A 20,802-nucleotide genomic window follows, 5' to 3' on the forward strand; every position below is an offset into this window, starting at 1 on the left:
GCACCTCCGTAACCGCGCGGCAACATCGCAGCGCTGGCGTGATGTTAGCCACATCACGGAGCCTGAGTCAGTACCCCGTACGAGACCTTTCTGTGACCTGCGGGGCGCGGTGGCCGACAATCGACGGCGCCCCGACCGTCGTGGCCGACGGTCGGGGCGCGGAAACAGCCGGTCAGAAGCCGGTCAGAGCGGTCAGCGGGACGCGCGGTTCACCGCGGAGACGACCGCCTTCAGCGACGCACGTGTCGTGTTCGCGTCGATCCCGATCCCCCACAGAACCTTGTCGCCGATCGCGCATTCGATGTAGGAGGCGGCCTGCGCGGAGGCGCCCTCGCTCATCGTGTGCTCCTGGTAGTCCAGCAGGCGCACGTCCACGCCCAGGGACTCCAGGGCGTCGAAGAAGGCCGAGATCGGGCCGTTGCCGGAACCGGTCAGGACCGTGTCCTCGCCGTCGACGGTGGCCTCGACGGTCAGCGTGTCCACGCCGTCCGTGTCGGTGGTCGACTGGCCGGTGCGGACCTGGATACGGCCCCAGGGGTTGTCCGGGTTCGGCAGGTACTCGTCCTGGAAGACCGACCAGATGGCACCGCCGGTGACCTCGCCGCCCTCGGCGTCCGTCTTCGCCTGGATGATCTTCGAGAACTCGATCTGCATGCGGCGCGGCAGGTCCAGCTTGTGGTCGTTCTTCAGGACGTACGCGATTCCGCCCTTGCCTGACTGCGAGTTGACGCGGATGACGGCCTCGTAGGAGCGGCCGACGTCCTTCGGGTCGATCGGCAGGTACGGCACCGCCCACTCGATGTCGTCGACGGTGACACCCTTGGCCGCGGCCTCGGCCTCCATGGCGTCGAAGCCCTTCTTGATGGCGTCCTGGTGGGAGCCGGAGAAGGACGTGTAGACCAGGTCGCCCACGTACGGGTGGCGCGGGTGGACCTCCATCTGGTTGCAGTACTCCCACGTACGACGGATCTCGTCGATGTCGGAGAAGTCGATCTGCGGGTCGACACCCTGGGAGAACAGGTTCATGCCCAGGGTGACCAGGTCGACGTTGCCGGTGCGCTCGCCCTGCCCGAACAGGCAGCCCTCGATGCGGTCGGCGCCGGCCATCAGCGCCAGCTCGGCCGCCGCCACGGCCGTACCGCGGTCGTTGTGCGGGTGGACGGACAGGCAGACGTACTCGCGGCGGGACAGGTTGCGGTGCATCCACTCGAAGCGGTCCGCGTGCGTGGAGGGGGTCGAACGCTCCACGGTGGCGGGCAGGTTGAGGATGATCTCGCGGCCCGGTCCGGGCTGCCAGACGTCCATGACCGCCTCGCAGACCTCCAGCGCGAAGTCCAGCTCGGTGTCGGTGAAGATCTCCGGCGAGTACTGGTAGCCGAACTCCGTCTCCGGGCCCAGCAGCTTCTCGGCGTACTCCATGACCAGCCGGGTGCCGTCGACGGCGATCTGCTTGATGTCGTCCTTGGAGCCGCGGAAGACGACCCGGCGGAAGACCGGCGCGGTGGCGTTGTACAGGTGGACGGTCGCGCGGCGGGCGCCCTTGAGGGACTCCACGGTCCGCTCGATCAGGTCCTCGCGCGCCTGGGTCAGGACGGAGATGGTCACGTCCTCGGGGATCGCGCCCTCTTCCTCGATGATCGAGCGTACGAAGTCGAAGTCGGTCTGGCCGGAGGCGGGGAAGCCGACCTCGATCTCCTTGTAGCCCAGCTTGACCAGCTGGTCGAACATCCGGCGCTTGCGCTCGGGCGACATCGGGTCGATCAGGGCCTGGTTGCCGTCGCGCAGGTCGGTGGAGAGCCAGCGGGGGGCGGTGGTGACGCGCTGCTGGGGCCAGGTGCGGTCCGGGATGTCCACCTGGTCGTAGCGACCGTACTTGTGGATCGGCATGGGGCTGGGCTGCTGGCGGTTGACCATGACTGCGTGGGCTCCTAGGGAGGTCCGGGTGGACGGCCGACGACGCAACGCCAGAGCTCCGCGGGGAGGGAGTCGGCCTTGTCTACAGGCCCTCGCCGCGGCAGCTAAGGAGAAGCAGCCCGAAACGCATGATGCTCCGCAGCCTAGCCGAGCCGTGCCGGATGCGCGGGCCTGTATCAGTATGCGGAACCGGGGCGGCAAATGGGGCAAATAGTGTGACATACCACTTCTCGGCCGCCCGGCCTCTACGCTCCGGCGTCGATCCATACCACTCAGTGACGCGAAGCGACGCCGAATGTCCCGGTATTTCACCAATCATGGTTGCGGGTAGTGACAGTCACATCACACAGTGCAAAGGTGCCGGGCATGACCACCAACGGGGGCTTCCAGCCCGTCTTCTGCACGATCGTCCCGCCGCACCTCCTCGACCGGCTCGCCCGCCACGAGGACGCCGCCGTGTCGGGCCCTGCCCGCAGGTCGCTCCAGATCGACGCCTACGAGCGCACCCGGCGCCGGCTGACCACGGTGATCGGCGCACCCTCGGTCGCCGCGCCCGCCGGCGCCGCGGCCGACCGGCCGCACCGCACGATCTACGACGCGGACCACACGCAGGACCTGCCCGGCACGAAGGTCCGCGAGGAGGGCTCCGAGCCCGGCGCGGACGCCACCGTCAACCGCGCCTACGCGGGTCTCGGCGCCACCTTCGAGCTGTACCTGAAGGCGTACGGCCGGCACTCCATCGACGGCGACGGGCTGCCGCTGAACGCCACCGTGCACTACGACAAGGACTACGACAACGCCTTCTGGAACGGCGAGCAGATGGTGTTCGGCGACGGCGACAACGAGATCTTCCTGGACTTCACCATCCCGGTCGACGTCATCGGCCATGAACTGACCCACGGCGTCACCCAGTACTCCGCCAACCTCGAGTACTTCGGCCAGTCCGGCGCGCTCAACGAGTCGGTCTCGGACGTCTTCGGCTCGCTGATCAAGCAGTACTCGCTCGGCCAGAGCGCGGAGCAGGCCGACTGGCTGATCGGCGCCGGCCTGCTCGCCCCGAAGGTCACGGGCACCGCCCTGCGCTCGATGAAGGCGCCGGGCACGGCCTACGACGACGACGTCCTCGGCAAGGACCCGCAGCCGGCCACCATGGACGGCTACGTCCGCACCGGCCGGGACAACGGCGGCGTGCACATCAACTCCGGCATCCCCAACCACGCCTTCTACCTCGTCGCCACGGCGATCGGCGGCCACTCCTGGGAGCGGGCGGGCCAGATCTGGTACGACGTCCTGACCGGCGGCGACCTCAAGACGGACGCCCAGTTCGCCGACTTCGCCGAACTGACGGTGAAGGCGGCCCGCTCGCGTTACGGCGCGGCCGGCGAACTCCAGGCCGTGCAGAAGGCCTGGGAGCAGGTCGGGGTGCAGGCCCCGTGAATCGGTAGTAGACAGGGACCCATGCGGATTCTGGTGAGGCGCACGGGTGGGTTCGGGGGCATCGAGCGGCACGCCCAGGTGGACACCTCGGGACTGTCCGATGCCCCCGAATGGCACGCCCTGGCCGACAAGGCACTGGCCGCCGGCCGGGACACGCCCCCGGTCGGGGTCCCCGACGGCTTCAACTACCAGATCACCGTGGACGGCCGCACGGTGTACTGCGCCGACCCACGGCTGACCGACGACCAACGCGCGCTGATCTCCCGGGTGTTGAAAGAGGGCGCGTGACCGCCGTCGCGGGCAGGGCGTAACCGCCGTCGCAGGCAGGGCGTAACCGCCGTCGCGGGCAGGGCGTAACCGCCGTTTCGCGCACGGGCGTTGACTTCTGTTACCGCCGGTACGGATGATCCCGCCCATGGCGACTGACGCGCGCGATCCGATGCCCCGTTTCCCGGACGGCTTCCTGTGGGGGGTCTCGACCTCGGCCCATCAGATCGAGGGCGGCATCGAGGAGCGCGAGCCGTCCGTGTGGGACGTGTTCACGGCCGCGCCCGGACGGGTCAAGGACGGCTCGACGGCGGCGGTCGCCTGCGACCACTACCACCGTCACACCGAGGACGTGGCCCTCCTCGCAGGCCTCGGCGTGGACGCGTACCGCTTCTCCGTCTCGTGGCCCCGGGTGAACTCCCCCGGCGGCCTGGACTTCTACGACCGTCTGGTGGACGAGCTGTGCGCGGCGGGCGTCCGGCCCGTGCCCACCCTCTTCCACTGGGACCTGCCGGCCTCCCTGGACTGGCTGGAGCGGGACACGGCGACCCGGTTCGCGGACCACGTGTCGGTCGTCGCCGAGCGGCTCGGCGACCGCGTCGGCACCTGGATCACGCTCAACGAACCCGCCGAACACACCCTGCTGGGCCACGCGCTGGGCGTCCACGCACCGGGCGGGCGGCTGCTGTTCGACGCGCTGCCCGTCGCCCACCACCAGCTCCTCGCCCACGGTCTGGCCGTACGGGCGCTGCGCGCGGCCGGCGCGACGGACGTCGGCATCGCCAACTCGCACGGCCCGACCTGGCCCGCCTCCCAGGCCCCGGCGGACGTCGAGGCGGCAGCCTTCTACGACACCCTCCTGAACCGCCTCTTCGCCGAGCCCCTCCTGCTGGGCGAATACCCCGACGGGCTGGGCGAGTTGATGCCGGGAGACGTCCAGGAGGACCTGAAGGCCGTCGCCGAGCCGCTCGACTTCTACGGCGTCAACTACTACGCGCCGACCCGGGTGGGCGCCCCGCAGGGCACGCCGACGGAGTTCGGCGGGATCACCATGCCCGCCGAACTCCCCTTCTCCGTGCGGGAGATCGAGGGCCGCCCGGTCACCGACTTCGGCTGGCCGATCGTCCCCGAGGGCCTCACCGAGCTGCTCACCGGCTTCCGCGACCGCTACGGCGACCGGCTCCCGCCGATCGTCGTCACCGAGAACGGCTGCTCGTACGAGGGTCTGGACGACCAGGACCGCATCGCCTACCTGGACGCCCATGTCCGCGCCCTGCACCGGGCGTCGGCCGCCGGAGTGGACGTGCGCGGCTACTTCGTCTGGTCCCTGATGGACAACTTCGAGTGGGCGGAGGGCTACGCCCGCCGCTTCGGGCTCGTCCACGTCGACTTCGCCACCCGGAAGCGCACCCCGAAGGCGTCGTACCACTGGTTCCGGGACATGCTGCGGGCCCAGCGGTGACCCGGTGACCACCGTGCGGGCCGCCGCCCTGGCCGAGCCCGTCGAACCGGTCGGCCGCGGCTGGACGGCGGCGCTGTCGCTGGCCAACGGGGCGATCTGGGTGGGCTGGTTCGGCCCGCTGCAGATCCTGCTCGCCTCCCAGGCGAAGGACTTCGCGCCCGGCACCGGCATGTCGAAGGAGGCCCTGCTCGCGTGGGTGACCGGCGCGGGCGCGGTCGTCTCGCTGCTCGCGAACCCCGTCTTCGGCGCCCTGTCGGACCGCACCACCGCCCGCCGGGGCCGCCGTACGCCGTGGATCGTGGCCGGGAGCGCGGGCGGCGCGCTGGCCCTGCTGCTGCTCGCGGGCGCGCGCGGGCCCTGGACGATGGCGCTGGGCTGGTGCCTGGTGCAGCTCACCCTGAACGCGGCCTTCGCGGCGGTGACGGCGGCCGTGCCGGACCGGGTGCCGCGGCTCCAGCGGGGCGTGGTGGGCGGCTGGCTGGGCGCGGCGCAGATCCTCGGTGTGGTCGTCGGCACGGGGCTCGCGACGCTGGCGGGCGGGACCGGCGCCGGGTACGTGGCGTGCGCGGTGTTCACGGTGGTGGGCGTGTTGCCGTACGTGCTGCGCCACCAGGATCTGCGGCTCGCGCCCGGGGACCGCCCGGCCTGGTCCTGGCGGTCCTTCCTCGCGGGGTTCTGGCTGAGCCCGCGCCGCCACCCGGATCTGGGCTGGGCCTGGCTGACCCGCTTCCTGATCAACCTGAGCAACTCCCTCGTCCTGCTGTACCTCCTCTACTACCTCCGCGACGGCCTCCACCACGCCGACCCCGAACAGGGCGTGCTGATCCTCACGGCCGTCAACGGCCTCACCCTGATGGCGACGGTGGTGTGCGGCGGGATCTGGTCGGACCGGGTGGGCCGGCGCAAGCCGTTCGTGGTGTGGTCGGGCGTGCTGATGGCGGTCGCGACGGCGGCGCTGGCCGGCTGGGAGACATGGCCGGGGGCGATCGTGGCGGCGGCCGTGCTCGGCGTCGGCTTCGGCGTGTTCACCTCCGTCGACTTCGCCCTGATGACGGACGTCCTGCCGACGGCCCTGGACCGGGGCAAGGACCTGGGCGTGATCAACGTGGCCAACGCCCTGCCCCAGGTCGCCGCGCCGGCCCTGGCCGCGCCGATCGTGACCTACCTGGGCGGCTACCGGGCCCTGTACCTGGTGGCGGCGGCGATCGGGCTCGCGGGGGCGGTGCTGGTGGGGCGGATACGCGGGGTGGACTGAGCGGTGCTGCCCCGGATACGCGGGGTGGACCGGATACGCGGGGTGGACCGGATACGCGGGGTGGACCGAGCGGTCACAGGGCTCCGGCGTCGCGGGCGCGTCGTCGGCGATGTTGTGGACGGGGCCGCGCGCCGAGGGCGCGTGCAGGAGACGCAGCAGCCCCTGGGCGACGTCGGCGTGGTGGGCCGTCTGCAGACGCTGGGTGGACGCCCAGTTCGCGGCCCACCGCAGGGACTGGGCGAGGTGCGGGTCGCCCTCGCCGTACACGACGGCGGTGCTGACCTGCACGAGACGTCGTACGCCTGAGGCCATCGCCGCGCGGCCCAGGGCCACCGCCGCGTCCCGGTTGACGGCCCACGCCTCCTCGTCCGGCACCCCGCGGAAGGACGCCGCGACGTTCACGACCGCGTCCGCCCCGACGACGGCCCTGGCACCGAGTCGCACGAACGCCTCCAACTCCTGCGCGTGGTGGGCCTCCAGGACCTGCCCCCGGTGCGACGGCCCGCTAGAGTCGGTCCGGGGACTCAGGCAGGGCCTGGGCGACGGGGGGAAACATGAACAGGATTCTTGTGTCCGCTGTGGCCGGTGCCGCGCTCCTGGCGGCGACGGCATGCACCACCGACAGCCGCGGGTCCGCCGACGGCCACGGCTCCACCGACGGCCGCGGCTCCCCGGTCAAGTCATCCGCACCGGCCGCCACGACCCGCCCGGCCTCGCCGCAGGACACGGCAGCCGCCCGCGACAAGGTGATCGAAGCGGCGCGGACCCACCTGCTGGCCCACACGAACGCCGCGGACCTGCCCGGACCGGCGGGGCTGGTCACCGACACCGCCGGCCCCTCCAGCGCGCTGTTCGTCTGGGTGACCGCCGACCGGCGGTTCTGCTCGGCCGGGGCCGCCGCGGACGGCGGCTTCCTCGCGCAGACCTGCGTCCCCTCCCGGTACGCCGTCCCCGCCCGCTCCGCCCGCCCCGGGCTGGTCGAACTCCTCACCGCCCAGTGGGTCGGCGGCGAGAACCACGTGTTCGGCACGGACCACGAGACCGTCCGGTCGGTGACGTGCAACGGCGAGCCCGTCCCGTTCCGGGAGCTGGCCCCTCTGCTGGGCGGCGGACGCCGGCTGTACGCCTTCGACCTTCCCGGCCCGACCACGGCGCACAGCGGACGGGTCACGGTGACCGTCGTCCGCGCGCACACCACCGCCACGGAACACGTCAACATGATCTGGAAGCGGCGCAAGGGCCAGAGCCGCCCGACCTGCGCCTGACGCCCCGTGCTCCAGAACGCCGGCTATGGGGGTGTCGTTTGGATCATCCCGGCGTCGCGGGCCCTGGCACGCACATCTGCGGCGTTGTCGTCACTCGCCGACTCCCCCACGCTCGGCTCCGCTCGCGCGGGGGGGTCGACTCACTCCTCCGCCTTGCATCTGCACGCACCAGACCCCGCTCGGGTCGGCCGGTCCGCACTGTCAGTCACGGCCGGCCTGATCCAAACGACACCCCCTAGAACCCGAGTCGCCGCAGCTGCTTCGGGTCCCGCTGCCAGTCCTTGGCGACCTTCACATGGAGGTCGAGGAAGACGGGCGTGCCCAGCAGGGCCTCGATGTGCCTGCGGGACTTGATGCCGACCTCCTTCAGGCGCTTGCCCTTGGGGCCGATGATGATCCCCTTCTGGCTGGGGCGCTCGATGTAGACGTTGGCGTGGATGTCGAGCAGGGGCTTGTCCGCGGGGCGGTCCTCGCGCGGGAGCATCTCCTCCACGACGACGGCGATGGAGTGCGGCAGCTCGTCGCGGACGCCCTCCAGGGCCGCCTCGCGGATCAGTTCCGCGATCATGACCTGCTCGGGCTCGTCCGTGAGGTCGCCCTCGGGGTAGAGCGCCGGACCCTCCGGCAGCAGCGGGACCAGCAGGTCGGCCAGCAGGCCCACCTGCTTGTCGCCGACCGCCGACACCGGGACGATCTCCGCCCACTCGAAGCCCAGCTCCTTGCCGAGCTGGTCGATCGCGATCAGCTGCTCGGCGAGGGTCTTGGAGTCCACCAGGTCGGTCTTGGTGACGATGGCGACCTTCGGGGTCTTCCGGATCCCGGCCAGCTCCTTGGCGATGAAGCGGTCACCGGGGCCGATCTTCTCGTTCGCCGGGAGGCAGAAGCCGATCACGTCGACCTCGGCCCACGTGGTGCGGACCACGTCGTTGAGGCGCTCGCCGAGCAGGGTGCGCGGCTTGTGCAGTCCGGGGGTGTCCACCAGGATCAGCTGGGCGTCGGGCCGGTGCACGATGCCGCGCACCGTGTGCCGCGTCGTCTGCGGCTGGTTCGCGGTGATCGCCACCTTCTTCCCGACCAGAGCGTTCGTGAGGGTGGACTTGCCCGCGTTGGGGCGGCCCACGAAGCAGGCGAAGCCGGCGCGGTGGACGGTCTCGCCCGACTGCTCGGATGACTGGGTACGAACGCTCATGGCGTTCATTGTCCCTGATCCAGAACCCTCACCGCACCGTGAGGCTCCGGACGCCCTCGCCGGAAGGCGGCGACCGGCGGCACCGAGGGCCTCTTCTTCGGATGACCGGCGGCACCGAGGGCCTCTTACCTGGACGAAGGTGTGGGCACCGCCCGTGGCGAGCGTCGTACGTGTGCGGACCGGCGAGCGCGGCCCCGACGCGCTCTGACCAGCAGCACCCCCGTCACCGCACCGGCGGCGAACACCACGACGGCGAGCAGCCACGGCAGGGCGAGGAAGGAGGCGCCCGCCGACTGCCGGGTGCCCGGCGCGCTCGCGGTCAACGTCACGTCCGCCCGGTCGAGTTGGGGCGCCCCGGACCAGGACTCGGTGAGCCGGACCCGCTGGCCCGGCAGCAGCTGGGACGGGACACGGGTGAGGGTGCGGTGGAGCAGCGTACGGCCGAACAGCCCGTGTGCCGTCAGCTCCACCTTCGGGTCGAGGGTGACGTTCCCGGTGTTGTGCAGGGTGCAGGAGACGGTGGCCGTACTGGCACCGAGGCCGGGGACGAGCGGCTGGTGGTGGCTGACGTGCACGTCCTCGACGGCGAGGGCGGGCAGCGTGGGCCCGCCGACCCGGAGGTAGACACGGGCGCCGACGGCCCGCCGCACACCGAGGGCCAGCGTTCCGCTGCCCGGGTCCACTCTCTCGTCCAGGGCGACGATCGCGCCGGGATGGTCGCCGGGTTCGGCCTCGCGCGGGACGCGCAGGGTGACCGGCACGGTGACGGTCCGGTGTCCGGGCACGGTGACCCGGGACGTCGCGGGCCTCGCCCAGGCACCCACCCCGCGCATCCGCTCCTCCGGGCCGCGCACGGCGAAACCGTCGTCGCGGGCGGTGTTGTAGGCGTCGGCCGCGTAGAGGCGGAAGGTGAGCGGCCCGCCCGTCGTGTTCCGGACGGCGACCTTGTCGGTGAGGGTCTGCCCGGGGTCGGCGGAGAGGGCGAAATAGGGGCGCGCGGCGACCTTCGAGGCGACCGGGTAGACGGACCAGCTGCCGTTGTCGGCGGCGTGCGCGGGCGCGGCCTGCCAGACCGGGAGGAGGCAGAGGAGGAGGACGGGGAGGAGGGCGGGGAGAAGGCCGCGGAGAAGGCCGCGGGGAGGGCCGCGGGGAGGGCCGGGGAGGGGGCCGGGGAGGGGGCCGGGGAGGAGGACGTACAGCTTGCGCATGGGTGCGGACCCCCACGGGCGGGAGAGGAAGAGGGGCGGACGGGCGGGTGCGGACGCCCGCACGCTCAGGTGAGCGTCAGTGTGAGCACACCGGAGTACGAGCCCGGAGGCGTGAACGCCGGTACGTCCAGGGAGAGTCCGGCGTCGACGGTGAACTCGCCGCCGGTGACCGTGCCGTCGGCGGTCTGCGCGAGGGTCGCCCCCGCACCGCCCACGGCGCCCGTCGAGCCCGCCGTGCAGGTGCTCGGGCTGCCGGGTTTGGTCGCGCAGGCGGGGGTCCAGCTCAGCCTGCCCGCGTCGATCTTCGCGCCGGGACCGGTGAAGTCGGTGACCTTGCCGGTCAGGGACCAGCCCGCGGGCCCGCCGCGGAAGTCCTTGACGGTCACCGTCCGCAGGGATCCGGTCGACGCCCCGCCCTGGCCGAAGTCGACGCCCGTGAGGGCGACGGTGTCCCCGGCCTGGGACATGGACAGGGTGCCCGCCTTGACCGTGGTGGTCAGCTTCTGGCTGCCGGGCGGGACCGGCGTGTTGTCGTTGACGACATAGGCCGCAGGGCCCGCGCCCTTGTCCGCGCTCCAGGAGCCGCCCTCGTACGCCACGATCCCGGTCGTCGACGTGTCGTTGACGACCAGCGAACCGCTGAACGCGCCCTGGGCGTCGGCGGTCACCGTGGCGGTGTCCGCCGTCTGGCCGGCCCCGGCCCGCCCGGCCAGGGTGACGGTGGCGCCGGGCGTGAAGTCGCTGCCGCTCACCGTGACAGCGGCACCGGGGTCGCCGGAGGCCGAACCCAGCGAGATGGCACGGGTGTTGGCGGGTGTGCCATCGGTCGCCGTGAGGGTCTCGGAGGCCGGTGCGGGCGGATCGGTGACCGTGCAGGGGGTGTCCAGCTCCAGGATGTAGCTGGTGTGGATGTTGTAGTCGCCCGGCGAGAGGGTGATCTGCCCGGCCTTGGTGACGGTGAACGTCCCGGTCATGGAGAAGGACGGGAAGGCCGCCTTCCCCGCCACCGGGGGGTTCTTCTTCGGCCCGGCGACCGTGACGTCACCGGTCTGGGCACCGCCGAGGGCGACCTTGCCGGTCGGGGTCATGATGTCGGCCGGCAGAGCGATGTCGGTGGGGTTGCTCGCGGCGGGCGTGACCACCGTGTAGGTCACGGTGACCATGTCGCCGACCTTCGGACTGGTGTTGTCCACCGACACGCTCGCGGTGGTGGTGCCGTCGATCGGCGGGATGCCCGCGACCGCGGGCGGGATGCAGTGCGTGGCGAAGTCCACGTTCGCACCGGCGGCACCGGCCGGGCCGGCCAGCGCACCGCCGACGGTGACCGCGAGGGCGGTCGCCCCGAGCAGCGACGCCCAGCGCCATCGCCGGGATCTTAAGGATGTCGAACCCATGGGCCCCCTCCTGAGGGTCGCGGACGCAGCGGCTCGGCTGCGCCGACAGGGGGCATTGATGTGGAGCCGGGGTGAGAAGTCAATGGAGACGCCGCGAAAAGCTGACGGATGCTCAGATTTGAAACGGCGCCCTCCGGGTCGGCCACGACAGGTGGGAACGGCGTGACGAACGGGAGCCCAGGAGCGGAAGCAGACCCCGGGAGACCCCGGCACCCCTGAAGAGAGACCCCCCGAAGACCCCCGACACCCCTGGAGAGAGGCCCCCGGAGATCCCCGACAGCCCCGGAGACCCCCGGATACGTCAGCCCGCGGAGACGGTGAGCCGCACGCTCCCGTCCGGCGCGGCCAGCAGCACCGGCGTCCCGGGGCCGCCCAGATCGGCCACGGCGGCGAGGTCCTCCGCCGGGACGGCCTCCGCCTCGCTCACCACCGCCGCCGCCTCCAGCGACGTCGCCCCGGAGGCCACGGCCATGGCCACGGCGGTCCGCAGGGCGCTCAGCCGCAGCGACGGCAGCAGCACCGACCCGGCGACGTACGTCCGCCCGGTCTCGTCCCGTACGGCCGCCCCCTCGGGCACACCGTTGCGGGCCCGAGCGGAACGGGCCAGGGTGACGATCTTGCGGTCCTCGGCGTCAAGCGCGCTGCTGTCGGTCATGCCCCGAGCATACGAAGCCGCACCGCGCCGCCGGGCAGGCAGGTCGGCCCGGCCGGGGATCCGGGTTCACGGCCGGTCGAGCCGCAGCCGCTCGGCCCTCGGCAGCCCCGCGACGACCAGGTCGTACGAGTCCTCGACCAGCTCCTTCACCAGCCCCTCGGGCAGGGCGCCGTCGACGGTCACGGTGTTCCAGTGACGCTTGTTCATGTGCCAGCCGGGGACGATCAGGCCCTCGTGCTCGGCGCGCTGGCGGCCCGCGTCCTCCGGGTCGCACTTGAGGTTGACCGTCAGGGGCCGCGCGTCCAGCCGGCTCAGCGCGAACATCTTGCCCAGCACCTTGAAGACGGAGGTGTCCGGGCCGAACGGGAACTCCTCGACGGCCGCGTTGAAGGACAGGCAGAAGGCGCGCAGCTCCTGGGGCGTCACTCGGGCTCCTCCTGCGGTGCCGATGCGCCGGCCGGTTCCACCAGTACGGTCAGGATCTTGTTCCGGCGGCCCGCCGACGCCTCCGCCGTGAGCCTCAGGCGGCGCTCGTCGGGCAGTTCGACCTCGGCCGAGGCGCCCGCGATGGGCACGCGGCCGAGCGCCTTGGCGAGCAGTCCGCCGACGGTCTCCACGTCCTCGTCGTCGTACTCCTCCAGCCCGTACAGCTCGCCGAGGTCGGTGATGTCGAGGCGCGCGGTGACCCGGTAGCGGTCGTCGCCGAGGTCGACCACGGGCGGCAGCTCGCGGTCGTACTCGTCGGTGATCTCGCCGACGATCTCCTCAAGGATGTCCTCGATGGTGACGATGCCGGCGGTGCCGCCGTACTCGTCGATGACGACGGCGACGTGGTTGCGGTCCTTCTGCATCTCGCGCAGCAGGTCGCCGGCGTTCTTCGTGTCGGGCACGAAGACGGCCGGGCGCATGGCCGTGGACACCAGGTCGTTCTCGGCGTCCCGGCTGATGTGCGTCTTGCGGACCAGGTCCTTCAGGTACACGATCCCGACGATGTCGTCCTCGCTCTCGCCGGAGACCGGGATCCGGGAGAACCCGGAACGCAGGGCGAGGGTGAGGGCCTGCCGGATGGTCTTGTACCGCTCGATGACGACGAGGTCGGTGCGCGGCACCATGACCTCCCGCACCAGGGTGTCGCCCAGCTCGAAGACGGAGTGCACCATGCGGCGCTCGTCGTCCTCGATCAGCGACTCCTGCTCGGCGAGGTCGACCAGCGCCCGCAGCTCCGCCTCGGAGGCGAACGGGCCGCGCCTGAAGCCCTTGCCGGGGGTGAGCGCGTTGCCGATGAGGATCAGCAGGTAGGGGATCGGGCCCATGATCCGGGCGAGTGGCAGCAGCACGTACGCCGCCGCGGTCGCCGTGTTCAGCGGGTGCTGGCGGCCGATGGTGCGCGGCGAGACACCGACGGCGACGTACGACACCAGCACCATGACGCCGATGGCGACCAGCAGGGCCTGCCAGGTGGCGGTGAACTCCTGGAGGCAGGCGTACGTCACCAGGGCCGCGGCCGCCATCTCGCAGGTGACGCGGACCAGCAGGGCGACGTTGAGGTAGCGGGTGGGGTCGGCGGCGACCTGGGCGAGCTTGGCGCTGCCCCGCCGGCCCGACTTCACGGCCTCCTCGGCCCGGAAGCTGGACACGCGCGCGATGCCCGCCTCCGCGCAGGCGGCGAGCCAGGCGACGACGACGAGGGCGATCGCACCGAGGACGATCTGCGCAGACATCGGACCCGCTTACGAGACGGTCGGCGCCGGGGAGGGCCCGGTCAGCCCGCGCTCGGAGCGCCACCCGTCCACGATGGCCGCCTGGAGGCCGAACATCTCGGCCTTCTCGTCGGGCTCCTCGTGGTCGTACCCGAGCAGGTGCAGCACCCCGTGGACGGTGAGCAGCTGGAGCTCCTCGTCCATGGAGTGCTGCGTGGGCGCCTCGGTCCCCTGCTTGGCGGCGACCTCCGGGCACAGCACGATGTCACCGAGCAGCCCCTGCGGGGGCTCCTCGTCGTCCTTCGACGGCGGCCGCAGCTCGTCCATCGGGAAGGACATGACATCGGTCGGGCCCGGGAGGTCCATCCACTGGATGTGCAGCTGCTCCATGGCGTCGGCGTCCACGACGATCACCGAGAGCTCGGAGAGCGGGTGGATGCGCATCCGCGCGAGCGCGTAGCGGGCGATGTCGAGGATCGCCTGCTCGTCGACCTCGGTTCCGGACTCGTTGTTGACGTCGATCGACATGGGCGTGCTGGTCTACTTCCCCTTGGAACCCTTGGCACCGGGCCTGCCGTGGCCGCCCTTGTGGGAGCCGTTCTCGGTGCCGTGCTTGCTGTCGTACAACTCGTACGCGTCGACGATACGGCCCACGAGCTTGTGCCGTACGACATCGTGGGAGGACAGCCGGGAGAAGTGGACGTCCTCGACACCCTCCAGGATCTCCTGCACCTGCCGCAGACCGCTCTTGGTGCCGTTCGGCAGGTCGACCTGCGTCACGTCACCGGTGATCACGATCTTCGAGTCGAATCCGAGGCGGGTGAGGAACATCTTCATCTGCTCGGGGCTCGTGTTCTGGGCCTCGTCCAGGATGATGAAGGCGTCGTTGAGCGTACGGCCGCGCATGTACGCGAGCGGCGCGACCTCGATGGTCCCGGCGGCCATCAGCCGCGGGATCGAGTCCGGGTCGAGCATGTCGTGCAGCGCGTCGTACAGCGGGCGCAGGTACGGGTCGATCTTCTCGTAGAGCGTGCCGGGCAGGAAGCCCAGCCGCTCCCCCGCCTCCACCGCGGGCCGGGTCAGGATGATCCTGTTGACCTGCTTGGACTGCAGGGCCTGGACGGCCTTGGCCATGGCCAGGTAGGTCTTGCCGGTACCGGCGGGGCCGATGCCGAAGACGATCGTGTGCTTGTCGATCGCGTCGACGTACCGCTTCTGGTTGAGGGTCTTGGGGCGGATCGTACGGCCGCGCGAGGACAGGATGTTCTGCGTCAGCACCTCGGCCGGGGTCTCCGGCCCGTCGCTCGTCCCGTTCTCACTCGCCTTGAGCATGGCGATCGAGCGTTCCACTGCGTCCTCCGTCATCGGCTGCCCGGTGCGGAGCACCAGCATCATCTCGTCGAACACGCGCTGGATCAGGGCGACTTCCGCGACATCGCCGACCGCGCTGATCTCATTGCCCCGGACGTGTATGTCGGCCCCCGGGAAGGCCTTCTCGATCACGCGCAGCAGGGAGTCGCCGGACCCCAGCACGGTCACCATGGGGTGCTGGGCGGGGATGCTGATCTGTGCTCTCGCCTGCTCCTGCGCGGGGGTGTGAGCTGTGGGTGTCTGAGTCATGGGCCGGCGCTTAAGGCCTGCGGTTCCTCCTCGTCACGGCCGCGTAGCTGAGGGCGGCCTCGCACTGTCCAGGGTACGACGGTGCACTGACAAGCCCGTAGGGCTTTTCCGGGAGGTGTCCCGGAGGGTTGTCCCGGGGGTGTCCGGGTGGTTGTCCCGGAGGGCGTCCCGGGCGGTCAGGCCGAGCGCCGGAAGCCGATGGTCGGTACGGCTCGCCGCAGCGGCCACGGCCGGTCCAGTTCCTCGGGGACGACCTGGTCGAGGAAGGCGTACCGGCGCAGCGCCGTGGGGTCCTGGCCCGCCACCGACTGGACCCTGCGCCACCACGCGCCGATCTCCGACCACCCCGGCGCCGACAGCGACCCGCCGAACTCCTGCACCGACAGCGCGGCCGTGAGCCCCGCGAAGGCGAGCCGGTCGGCGAGCGGCCAGCCGGCCAGCGTGCCGGTCACGAACCCGGCCACGAACACGTCCCCCGCCCCGGTCGGATCCAGCGCCTCCACCGCGATCGCGGGCACCTCGGCCGTCTCCCCGGTCCGCCGGTCCACCGCGTACGCCCCGTCCGAGCCGAGGGTGACGACGGCCACCGGCACGTACTCGGTCAGCGCGTGCGCGGCGGCCCGCGGGCAGTCCGCGCCGGTGTAGCGCCGCGCCTCCTCCGCGTTCGGCAGGAACGCCTCGCAGTGCTCCAGGTCGGCCAGCCCCGCGAGGTCCCAGGCGCCGGTGTCGTCCCAGCCGACGTCGGCGAAGATCCGGGTGCCGTACCGGGCGGCCTGCGCGATCCAGGGGGCCTGACTGCCGGGGGTGAGGGAGGCGACGGCCGCCCGTGCCCGGGGCGGGCAGTCGGGCGCGGGCTCCTCGGGCGGCGGCTCGTGGCCGTGGGAGACCATGGTCCGCTCCCCCTCGTAGGCCATGGAGACCGTCACCGGCGAGTGCCAGCCGGGCACGGTGCGCGACGGCGTGAGGTCGATGCCCTCGCCGTGTTCCAGCGCGTCCCAGCAGTACTCCCCGTAGTGGTCGTCCCCGAAGGCCGCCGCGAGGGAGGTCCGCAGGCCGAGGCGGGCCAGCGCGGCGGCCATGTTGGCGACTCCGCCGGGGCTGGAGCCCATCCCCCGGGCCCAGGACTCGGTGCCGCGCACGGGCGCCGAGTCCAGGCCGGTGAAGATGATGTCGAGGAAGACCGTGCCCGTGAGGTAGACGTCCCAGGGCGGATCGGCGGGGGTGCGCAGCGCGGCCAGCGGGTCGATCTGGGCCTGACAGCGCGCAGCCCGCGTGAGGTGCTCCGGTTCCTCTCCGGCGATCATGTGGGACGGGGTCACGGTGCGCTCCCTGAGGTGGTGCGGATCTGGCCAGTGTGCACCAGATCGCACCCTCGACAAGGCCGTCACGCGCACGGCCGTTCACCCTCGGCGGCCCGCCCTCGCCCGCCTCCGCCGTCCGCCCTCGGCCGTCCGCCCTCGCCCGGCCCTCACGCGTCCTCGGTCGCCCGCTTTCTCCCCGCCCCCGTCCGCCGGTGGCCGGCTACCAGCGGGGCATCACCGGTGTCCGCCACCCCGGCTCGCCGCGCCGCATCGCCGCCGCGTCGTCGCGCTCGCGCAGCGACCCGTCGTCCTCGGCCCAGCGCCGGTGCAGCCGGGCGAGTTCGTCCTGGTCCAGTTCGACGCCGAGTCCGGGCGCGTCGGACACCGCGACCCGGCCGCCGGTGAAGACGGGCCGCTCGGTGAGGACGTCCTCCGACTGCCAGGGGTAGTGGGAGTCGCAGGCGTGGTGGAGGTTCGGCACGGTGGACGCGACCTGGGTCATGGCGGCGAGGCTGATGCCGAGGTGGGTGTTGGAGTGCATGGACACCCCGACGCCGAAGGCGGCGCAGATCGCGGCCAGGTGCTGGGTGTTGCGCAGTCCGCCCCAGTAGTGGTGGTCGGACAGCACCACGTGGACGGCGTTCTTCGTGAACGCCTCCCTGATCTCGCCGAAAGTGGTCACGCACATGTTGGTGGCGAGGGGGACGGAGGTCCCGGCGGACACCTCGGCCATGGCGGGCGTGCCGAGCGCCGGGTCCTCCAGGTATTCGAGGACGTCCCCGAGTTCCTTCGCCACCTTCAGCGAGGTCTCCACCGACCAGGCGCCGTTGGGGTCGAGACGCAGCGGGTGCCCGGGGAAGGCCTCGGCGAGGGCGCGGACGGCGGCGATCTCCTCGTCGGGCGGGAAGACGCCGCCCTTGAGCTTGAAGGAGGTGAACCCGTACCGCTCGGTGAACAGGCGCGCCTGCCCGACGATCCCGGCCGGGTCGAGGGCGGCGCCCCACGCGTCGGGCTCGCAGGGGACACCCTCGGGGTGGGTGCCCCACTTGTAGAAGAGGTAGGCGCTGTACTCGACCGAGTCCCGCAGTCTGCCGCCGAGCAGCGCGTGCACGGGCAGCCCGAGCGCTCTGCCCTGGGCGTCGAGGCAGGCGACCTCGAAGGCGGACAGGACGGACAGCCGCAGCTTGTCGGCGCTCTGCACGCCCCGCAGTCCGCCCGCGTCCACGGCATCCCGGACGCGGCTCTCGTCCACAGCGAGGTCGAGCGCGAACAGGCCGTTCACGTCCATGACCGAGCGTCCGGTGAGCTGCTCGGCGAGGAGGCGGGCCGGCTCCAGGTACTTGGTGTCGCCGTACGTCTCGCCGAGCCCGGTGACGCCGTCCGCCGTCACCACCTCCACGATCAGGCGGGGGGTGTACGACTGGTGCACGCCCTGTGTGTTGAGCAGCGGCGGGTCGGCTACCAGGATCGGCGTCAGACGTACCTCGGCGATGGTCAGATCACGGCTCACGGGAAGCTCCTACCCACCTGGCTGTCCATTCAGCTGTCCATGTATGAGAACCGAGGCTAGAAACACGAACGGCGAGCCGTCAATGGCGCCCCGGTTCCCCGAGGCCGAAAGCGCCCGAGGAGCCGCACACCGGCTCGACACCGGGACCGATGAGGTGCTCTTCTACCCGTGATCACCGACCACAAACACAACAGTGACCCAGATCACCCCACCCGAACTTCTTGCAGGCACCACCTGCTTGATACAACGTGGGAGCGCGTTCCCGTCCGTCGACGGCCGTCGCCCCACCCCCCTTTTCCGCGCCGCCCCTTCAGCCTGCTCCGGGAACGCCCGTGTCCGCCCCCCGCTCCATGCCCTGGCCCCTCGTCGCCCTTTTCACGGCCGGGTACCTCGCCCCCTATCTGCTGCCGACCACGGTCGGCCGGCTCGACGCCGGGCTTCCGCTCTCCGCCACCCAGGCCGGGGCCATCGGCAGCGCCCTGCTGCTGAGTTCGGCCACGGCCGGCTTCCTGCTGGCCGCCCGCGTCGAGCGGATCGGGGCGCGCTCCCTGGCCCGCCTCGGTCTCGCGCTCGCGTTCCTCGGCTACGGCGGTGCGGCGCTCACCGGCGCCGTCCCGGCCGTCGTCGCGGGCGCGGTCGTGGGCGGGTTCGGGTCCGGTACGGTCACGGCGGTCGCGGCGACCGGGATCGCCGGCCGGCCCGACCCGCACCGGGTCACCACGGCCGGCCTGCTCGGCGTCTCCGCCCTCGCGGGCGCCCTGTATCTGACGATCCCCCACCTCGGTCCGGGCCACGGCCTGCCGCTCGCCGCGATCGCGCTGACGGCCCTCGCCGTCTGGCCGCTCACCGGCCGCCTGCCCGCGCCCGCCGCCCCGGCCCGCGCCGCCACCGTGGAGCGCGCCACCACCGTCGAGCGCGCCACCGCCGCCGAGCGCGGCCGGCTCCCGCACCTGCGTTCCGGACTGCTGCTGGCGGCCGTCATGCCGTTCTGGTCCCTGGCGCAGAACTCCCTGTGGGGCGTCAGCGGCCGGATCGGTCTCGGTCAGGCACATCTCAGCGAGGTCACCGTCGGGGCGGTGTTCGCGGTCGCCCTCGGCGCGGGCCTGGTCGGCGTCGTGGGCGCGGGCGCGGTCGGGCCGCGCCTCGGCCATGCGGCGCCGATCGGCGGCGGTACGGCCCTGATCGCCGGCTGCGTCGTGGTCAGCGCGTCGGCGACGGACCTGCCGTCCTTCGCCGGCGGCGAGATCGCCTGGAACCTGCTCTACCCGATCGTCCTGTCGTACGTCATCGGGCTCGCCGCCTCCCTCGACCCGCGCGGGCGCTGGGCGGTCCTGGTCGGCTCGGCGTCGTCACTGGGCACGGCGGCGGGACCGCTCGCCGGAAGCCTGCTGTCCGCCAGGTCCGGCTTCCCGGTCATGGGCGAGGTCCTGGCCGTCGGGCTGCTGGTGGTGGCCGTGCCGCTGACGGTGGTGGCGACGCGGTCGGGCAGGCGGCCCCTGCCGGTCGTCGAGGTCCCGCTGGAGACGCCTGCCGTACCGTCCGCCCAGGAGGCGTACGACACCGCCTACGAGAAGACCGCCTACGAGGCCGCCTACGACACTGCCTGCAACACCGTCTACGCGAACTCGTACGCGTCCACCTCGGCCAGGTAACGGGCCCGCCGCTCCTCGTCGTCCTCCAGGAAGGAGGCGAGGAAGGAGTTGCGGGCCAGCTCGCGCATCTGCTCCTTGGCCAGCCCGAGGGCGTCGCGGACGGCGTGGTAGTTGTCGGCGACGTAACCGCCGAAGTAGGCCGGGTCGTCGGAGTTGACCGTGCACAGCAGCCCGGCGGCGAGCATGGCCGGGAGGGGGTGGCCGGCCAGCGTGTCCACCGCCCGCAGCCGGACGTTGGACAGCGGGCACAGGGTCAGCGGGACGCGGTCGCGGACCAGCCGCTCGACCAGTGCCGGGTCCTCCATGCAGCGCAGTCCGTGGTCGACCCGCTCGACGCCGAGCACGTCCAGGGCCTCGGTGATGTACTCCGGCGGCCCCTCCTCACCGGCGTGCGCCACCCGGCGCAGGCCGAGCGCGGCGGCTGCCTCGTACACCTCCCGGAACTTCGCCGGCGGGTGTCCGACCTCGGCCGAGTCGAGGCCGATGCCGGTGATCCGGTCCAGGTACGGCTTGGCCGCCTCCAGGGTCTCCATCGCCGACTCGGCGGACTCGTCGCGCAGGAAGCACATGATGAGCCGGGTGGAGACGCCGTGGTTCTCCTCGCTGTTCCCGAGCGCCCGCCACAGCCCCTCCACGACCGTGCCCATGCCCACGCCCCGGGCGAGGTGGGCCTGCGGGTCGAAGAAGATCTCCGCGTGCCGCACGCCCTGTGCGGCGGCGCGGGCGAGGTAGGCGTCGGCGAGATCCTCGAAGTCCTGCTCGGTGCGCAGGACGGCCATCAGCTCGTAGTACAGGTTCAGGAAGGACTGCAGGTCCTCGAACTCGTACGCCTTGCGGAGTTCGCCGGTGTCCGCGTACGGCAGGTCGACGCCGTTGCGGGCGGCCAGTGCGAAGGCCAGCTCGGGTTCGAGGGTGCCTTCGACGTGAAGGTGCAGTTCTGCTTTCGGGAGGGGCATCAGAGCATCGTACGGCC

General features: G+C 72.0%; 18 protein-coding genes and 1 pseudogene. 6 read left to right on the forward strand and 13 right to left on the reverse strand.

The annotated features are described in order from the left end of the window. Nucleotides 1–192 precede the first annotated feature (192 nt). Nucleotides 193–1,914, reverse strand: coding sequence for a 2-isopropylmalate synthase (gene leuA, locus ACGFYV_RS13590; protein WP_393878533.1), 1,722 nt, complete (start codon nucleotides 1,912–1,914; stop codon nucleotides 193–195). A 366-nt stretch (nucleotides 1,915–2,280) separates the two neighbouring features. On the opposite strand from leuA, the gene ACGFYV_RS13595 reads away from it, so the two are divergent. The 4 genes from ACGFYV_RS13595 (at nucleotide 2,281) to ACGFYV_RS13610 (ending at nucleotide 6,335) form a co-directional block, all read left to right on the forward strand. Then, a complete protein-coding gene (locus tag ACGFYV_RS13595) occupies nucleotides 2,281–3,351 on the forward strand; it encodes a M4 family metallopeptidase (RefSeq protein ID WP_393878534.1) in 1,071 nt (356 codons plus the stop codon). Nucleotides 3,352–3,372: 21 nt separating this feature from the next. Further along, nucleotides 3,373–3,639 (forward strand): protealysin inhibitor emfourin, encoded by a 267-nt coding sequence (locus ACGFYV_RS13600; RefSeq protein WP_393878535.1) that lies wholly within the window; start codon nucleotides 3,373–3,375, stop codon nucleotides 3,637–3,639. 127 nt (nucleotides 3,640–3,766) lie between these two features. Beyond that, a complete protein-coding gene (locus tag ACGFYV_RS13605; protein WP_393878536.1) occupies nucleotides 3,767–5,080 on the forward strand; it encodes a GH1 family beta-glucosidase in 1,314 nt (437 codons plus the stop codon). 4 nt (nucleotides 5,081–5,084) lie between these two features. Then, nucleotides 5,085–6,335: an MFS transporter gene (locus ACGFYV_RS13610; RefSeq protein WP_393878537.1), complete on the forward strand. Its 1,251-nt coding sequence runs from the start codon at nucleotides 5,085–5,087 to the stop codon at nucleotides 6,333–6,335. Nucleotides 6,336–6,422: 87 nt separating this feature from the next. Here the strand turns inward: ACGFYV_RS13610 and ACGFYV_RS13615 are convergent. Continuing rightward, nucleotides 6,423–6,764, reverse strand: a pseudogene (locus ACGFYV_RS13615) (NAD-dependent epimerase/dehydratase family protein); the annotation flags it as partial. Nucleotides 6,765–6,889: 125 nt separating this feature from the next. Between ACGFYV_RS13615 and ACGFYV_RS13620 the strand changes: the two are divergent. Next, nucleotides 6,890–7,600 carry a hypothetical protein gene (locus ACGFYV_RS13620; RefSeq protein WP_393878538.1) on the forward strand — a complete coding sequence of 237 codons (711 nt, stop codon included), beginning with the start codon at nucleotides 6,890–6,892 and terminating at the stop codon, nucleotides 7,598–7,600. 235 nt (nucleotides 7,601–7,835) lie between these two features. Here ACGFYV_RS13620 and era read toward each other — a convergent pair whose 3' ends face one another. From era to ACGFYV_RS13670, 10 genes are all read right to left on the reverse strand, one after another. Beyond that, nucleotides 7,836–8,789 carry a GTPase Era gene (gene era / locus ACGFYV_RS13625; RefSeq protein ID WP_393878539.1) on the reverse strand — a complete coding sequence of 318 codons (954 nt, stop codon included), beginning with the start codon at nucleotides 8,787–8,789 and terminating at the stop codon, nucleotides 7,836–7,838. Nucleotides 8,790–8,914: 125 nt separating this feature from the next. After that, nucleotides 8,915–9,997 carry a DUF916 domain-containing protein gene (locus ACGFYV_RS13630; RefSeq protein WP_393878540.1) on the reverse strand — a complete coding sequence of 361 codons (1,083 nt, stop codon included), beginning with the start codon at nucleotides 9,995–9,997 and terminating at the stop codon, nucleotides 8,915–8,917. A gap of 65 nt (nucleotides 9,998–10,062) precedes the next feature. Beyond that, nucleotides 10,063–11,391 (reverse strand): beta-xylosidase, encoded by a 1,329-nt coding sequence (locus ACGFYV_RS13635; RefSeq protein WP_393878541.1) that lies wholly within the window; start codon nucleotides 11,389–11,391, stop codon nucleotides 10,063–10,065. 301 nt (nucleotides 11,392–11,692) lie between these two features. Further along, nucleotides 11,693–12,046, reverse strand: a complete 354-nt coding sequence (locus ACGFYV_RS13640) for a cytidine deaminase (RefSeq protein WP_393878542.1) — start codon at nucleotides 12,044–12,046, stop codon at nucleotides 11,693–11,695. A gap of 66 nt (nucleotides 12,047–12,112) precedes the next feature. Then, on the reverse strand, nucleotides 12,113–12,472 hold the full coding sequence (locus ACGFYV_RS13645) for an MmcQ/YjbR family DNA-binding protein (protein WP_393878543.1): 360 nt from the start codon (nucleotides 12,470–12,472) through the stop codon (nucleotides 12,113–12,115). Continuing rightward, the gene (locus ACGFYV_RS13650) at nucleotides 12,469–13,767 is read right to left on the reverse strand and encodes a hemolysin family protein (RefSeq protein ID WP_393878544.1); all 1,299 of its coding nucleotides are present in this window, start codon (nucleotides 13,765–13,767) and stop codon (nucleotides 12,469–12,471) included. The genes ACGFYV_RS13645 and ACGFYV_RS13650 overlap by 4 nt, the downstream gene beginning before the upstream one ends. Nucleotides 13,768–13,776: 9 nt before the next feature. After that, nucleotides 13,777–14,274, reverse strand: a complete 498-nt coding sequence (ybeY, locus tag ACGFYV_RS13655; RefSeq protein WP_393878545.1) for an rRNA maturation RNase YbeY — start codon at nucleotides 14,272–14,274, stop codon at nucleotides 13,777–13,779. Between the two features lie 12 nt (nucleotides 14,275–14,286). Beyond that, on the reverse strand, nucleotides 14,287–15,366 hold the full coding sequence (locus tag ACGFYV_RS13660) for a PhoH family protein (RefSeq protein ID WP_393878546.1): 1,080 nt from the start codon (nucleotides 15,364–15,366) through the stop codon (nucleotides 14,287–14,289). 176 nt (nucleotides 15,367–15,542) lie between these two features. Continuing rightward, nucleotides 15,543–16,670 carry a carbohydrate kinase family protein gene (locus tag ACGFYV_RS13665; RefSeq protein WP_393878635.1) on the reverse strand — a complete coding sequence of 376 codons (1,128 nt, stop codon included), beginning with the start codon at nucleotides 16,668–16,670 and terminating at the stop codon, nucleotides 15,543–15,545. A gap of 217 nt (nucleotides 16,671–16,887) precedes the next feature. Next, nucleotides 16,888–18,177 carry a glucarate dehydratase family protein gene (locus ACGFYV_RS13670; protein WP_393878547.1) on the reverse strand — a complete coding sequence of 430 codons (1,290 nt, stop codon included), beginning with the start codon at nucleotides 18,175–18,177 and terminating at the stop codon, nucleotides 16,888–16,890. A gap of 332 nt (nucleotides 18,178–18,509) precedes the next feature. Here ACGFYV_RS13670 and ACGFYV_RS13675 point away from each other — a divergent pair, with 332 nt between their 5' ends. Beyond that, the gene (locus ACGFYV_RS13675; protein ID WP_393878548.1) at nucleotides 18,510–19,829 is read left to right on the forward strand and encodes an MFS transporter; all 1,320 of its coding nucleotides are present in this window, start codon (nucleotides 18,510–18,512) and stop codon (nucleotides 19,827–19,829) included. On the opposite strand, the gene ACGFYV_RS13680 is transcribed toward ACGFYV_RS13675, so the two are convergent. Further along, a complete protein-coding gene (locus tag ACGFYV_RS13680; protein WP_393878549.1) occupies nucleotides 19,793–20,785 on the reverse strand; it encodes an adenosine deaminase in 993 nt (330 codons plus the stop codon). The two genes, ACGFYV_RS13675 and ACGFYV_RS13680, sit on opposite strands and share 37 nt — an antisense overlap. Between the last annotated feature and the right edge of the window lie 17 nt (nucleotides 20,786–20,802).

This window comes from Streptomyces sp. NPDC048297 (assembly GCF_043201585.1).
Lineage (GTDB): Bacteria > Actinomycetota > Actinomycetes > Streptomycetales > Streptomycetaceae > Streptomyces.

Coding starts and splice junctions, on each gene's coding strand:
- ACGFYV_RS13600 (WP_393878535.1), top strand. CDS start 3,373: ATGCGGATTCTGGTGAGGCGCACGGGTGGGTTCGGGGGCATCGAGCGG.
- ACGFYV_RS13620 (WP_393878538.1), top strand. CDS start 6,890: ATGAACAGGATTCTTGTGTCCGCTGTGGCCGGTGCCGCGCTCCTGGCG.
- ACGFYV_RS13605 (WP_393878536.1), top strand. CDS start 3,767: ATGGCGACTGACGCGCGCGATCCGATGCCCCGTTTCCCGGACGGCTTC.
- era (WP_393878539.1), bottom strand. CDS start 8,789: ATGAGCGTTCGTACCCAGTCATCCGAGCAGTCGGGCGAGACCGTCCAC.
- ACGFYV_RS13650 (WP_393878544.1), bottom strand. CDS start 13,767: ATGTCTGCGCAGATCGTCCTCGGTGCGATCGCCCTCGTCGTCGTCGCC.
- ACGFYV_RS13660 (WP_393878546.1), bottom strand. CDS start 15,366: ATGACTCAGACACCCACAGCTCACACCCCCGCGCAGGAGCAGGCGAGA.
- ACGFYV_RS13665 (WP_393878635.1), bottom strand. CDS start 16,670: ATGATCGCCGGAGAGGAACCGGAGCACCTCACGCGGGCTGCGCGCTGT.
- ACGFYV_RS13640 (WP_393878542.1), bottom strand. CDS start 12,046: ATGACCGACAGCAGCGCGCTTGACGCCGAGGACCGCAAGATCGTCACC.
- leuA (WP_393878533.1), bottom strand. CDS start 1,914: ATGGTCAACCGCCAGCAGCCCAGCCCCATGCCGATCCACAAGTACGGT.
- ACGFYV_RS13595 (WP_393878534.1), top strand. CDS start 2,281: ATGACCACCAACGGGGGCTTCCAGCCCGTCTTCTGCACGATCGTCCCG.
- ACGFYV_RS13635 (WP_393878541.1), bottom strand. CDS start 11,391: ATGGGTTCGACATCCTTAAGATCCCGGCGATGGCGCTGGGCGTCGCTG.
- ACGFYV_RS13630 (WP_393878540.1), bottom strand. CDS start 9,997: ATGCGCAAGCTGTACGTCCTCCTCCCCGGCCCCCTCCCCGGCCCCCTC.
- ybeY (WP_393878545.1), bottom strand. CDS start 14,274: ATGTCGATCGACGTCAACAACGAGTCCGGAACCGAGGTCGACGAGCAG.
- ACGFYV_RS13680 (WP_393878549.1), bottom strand. CDS start 20,785: ATGCCCCTCCCGAAAGCAGAACTGCACCTTCACGTCGAAGGCACCCTC.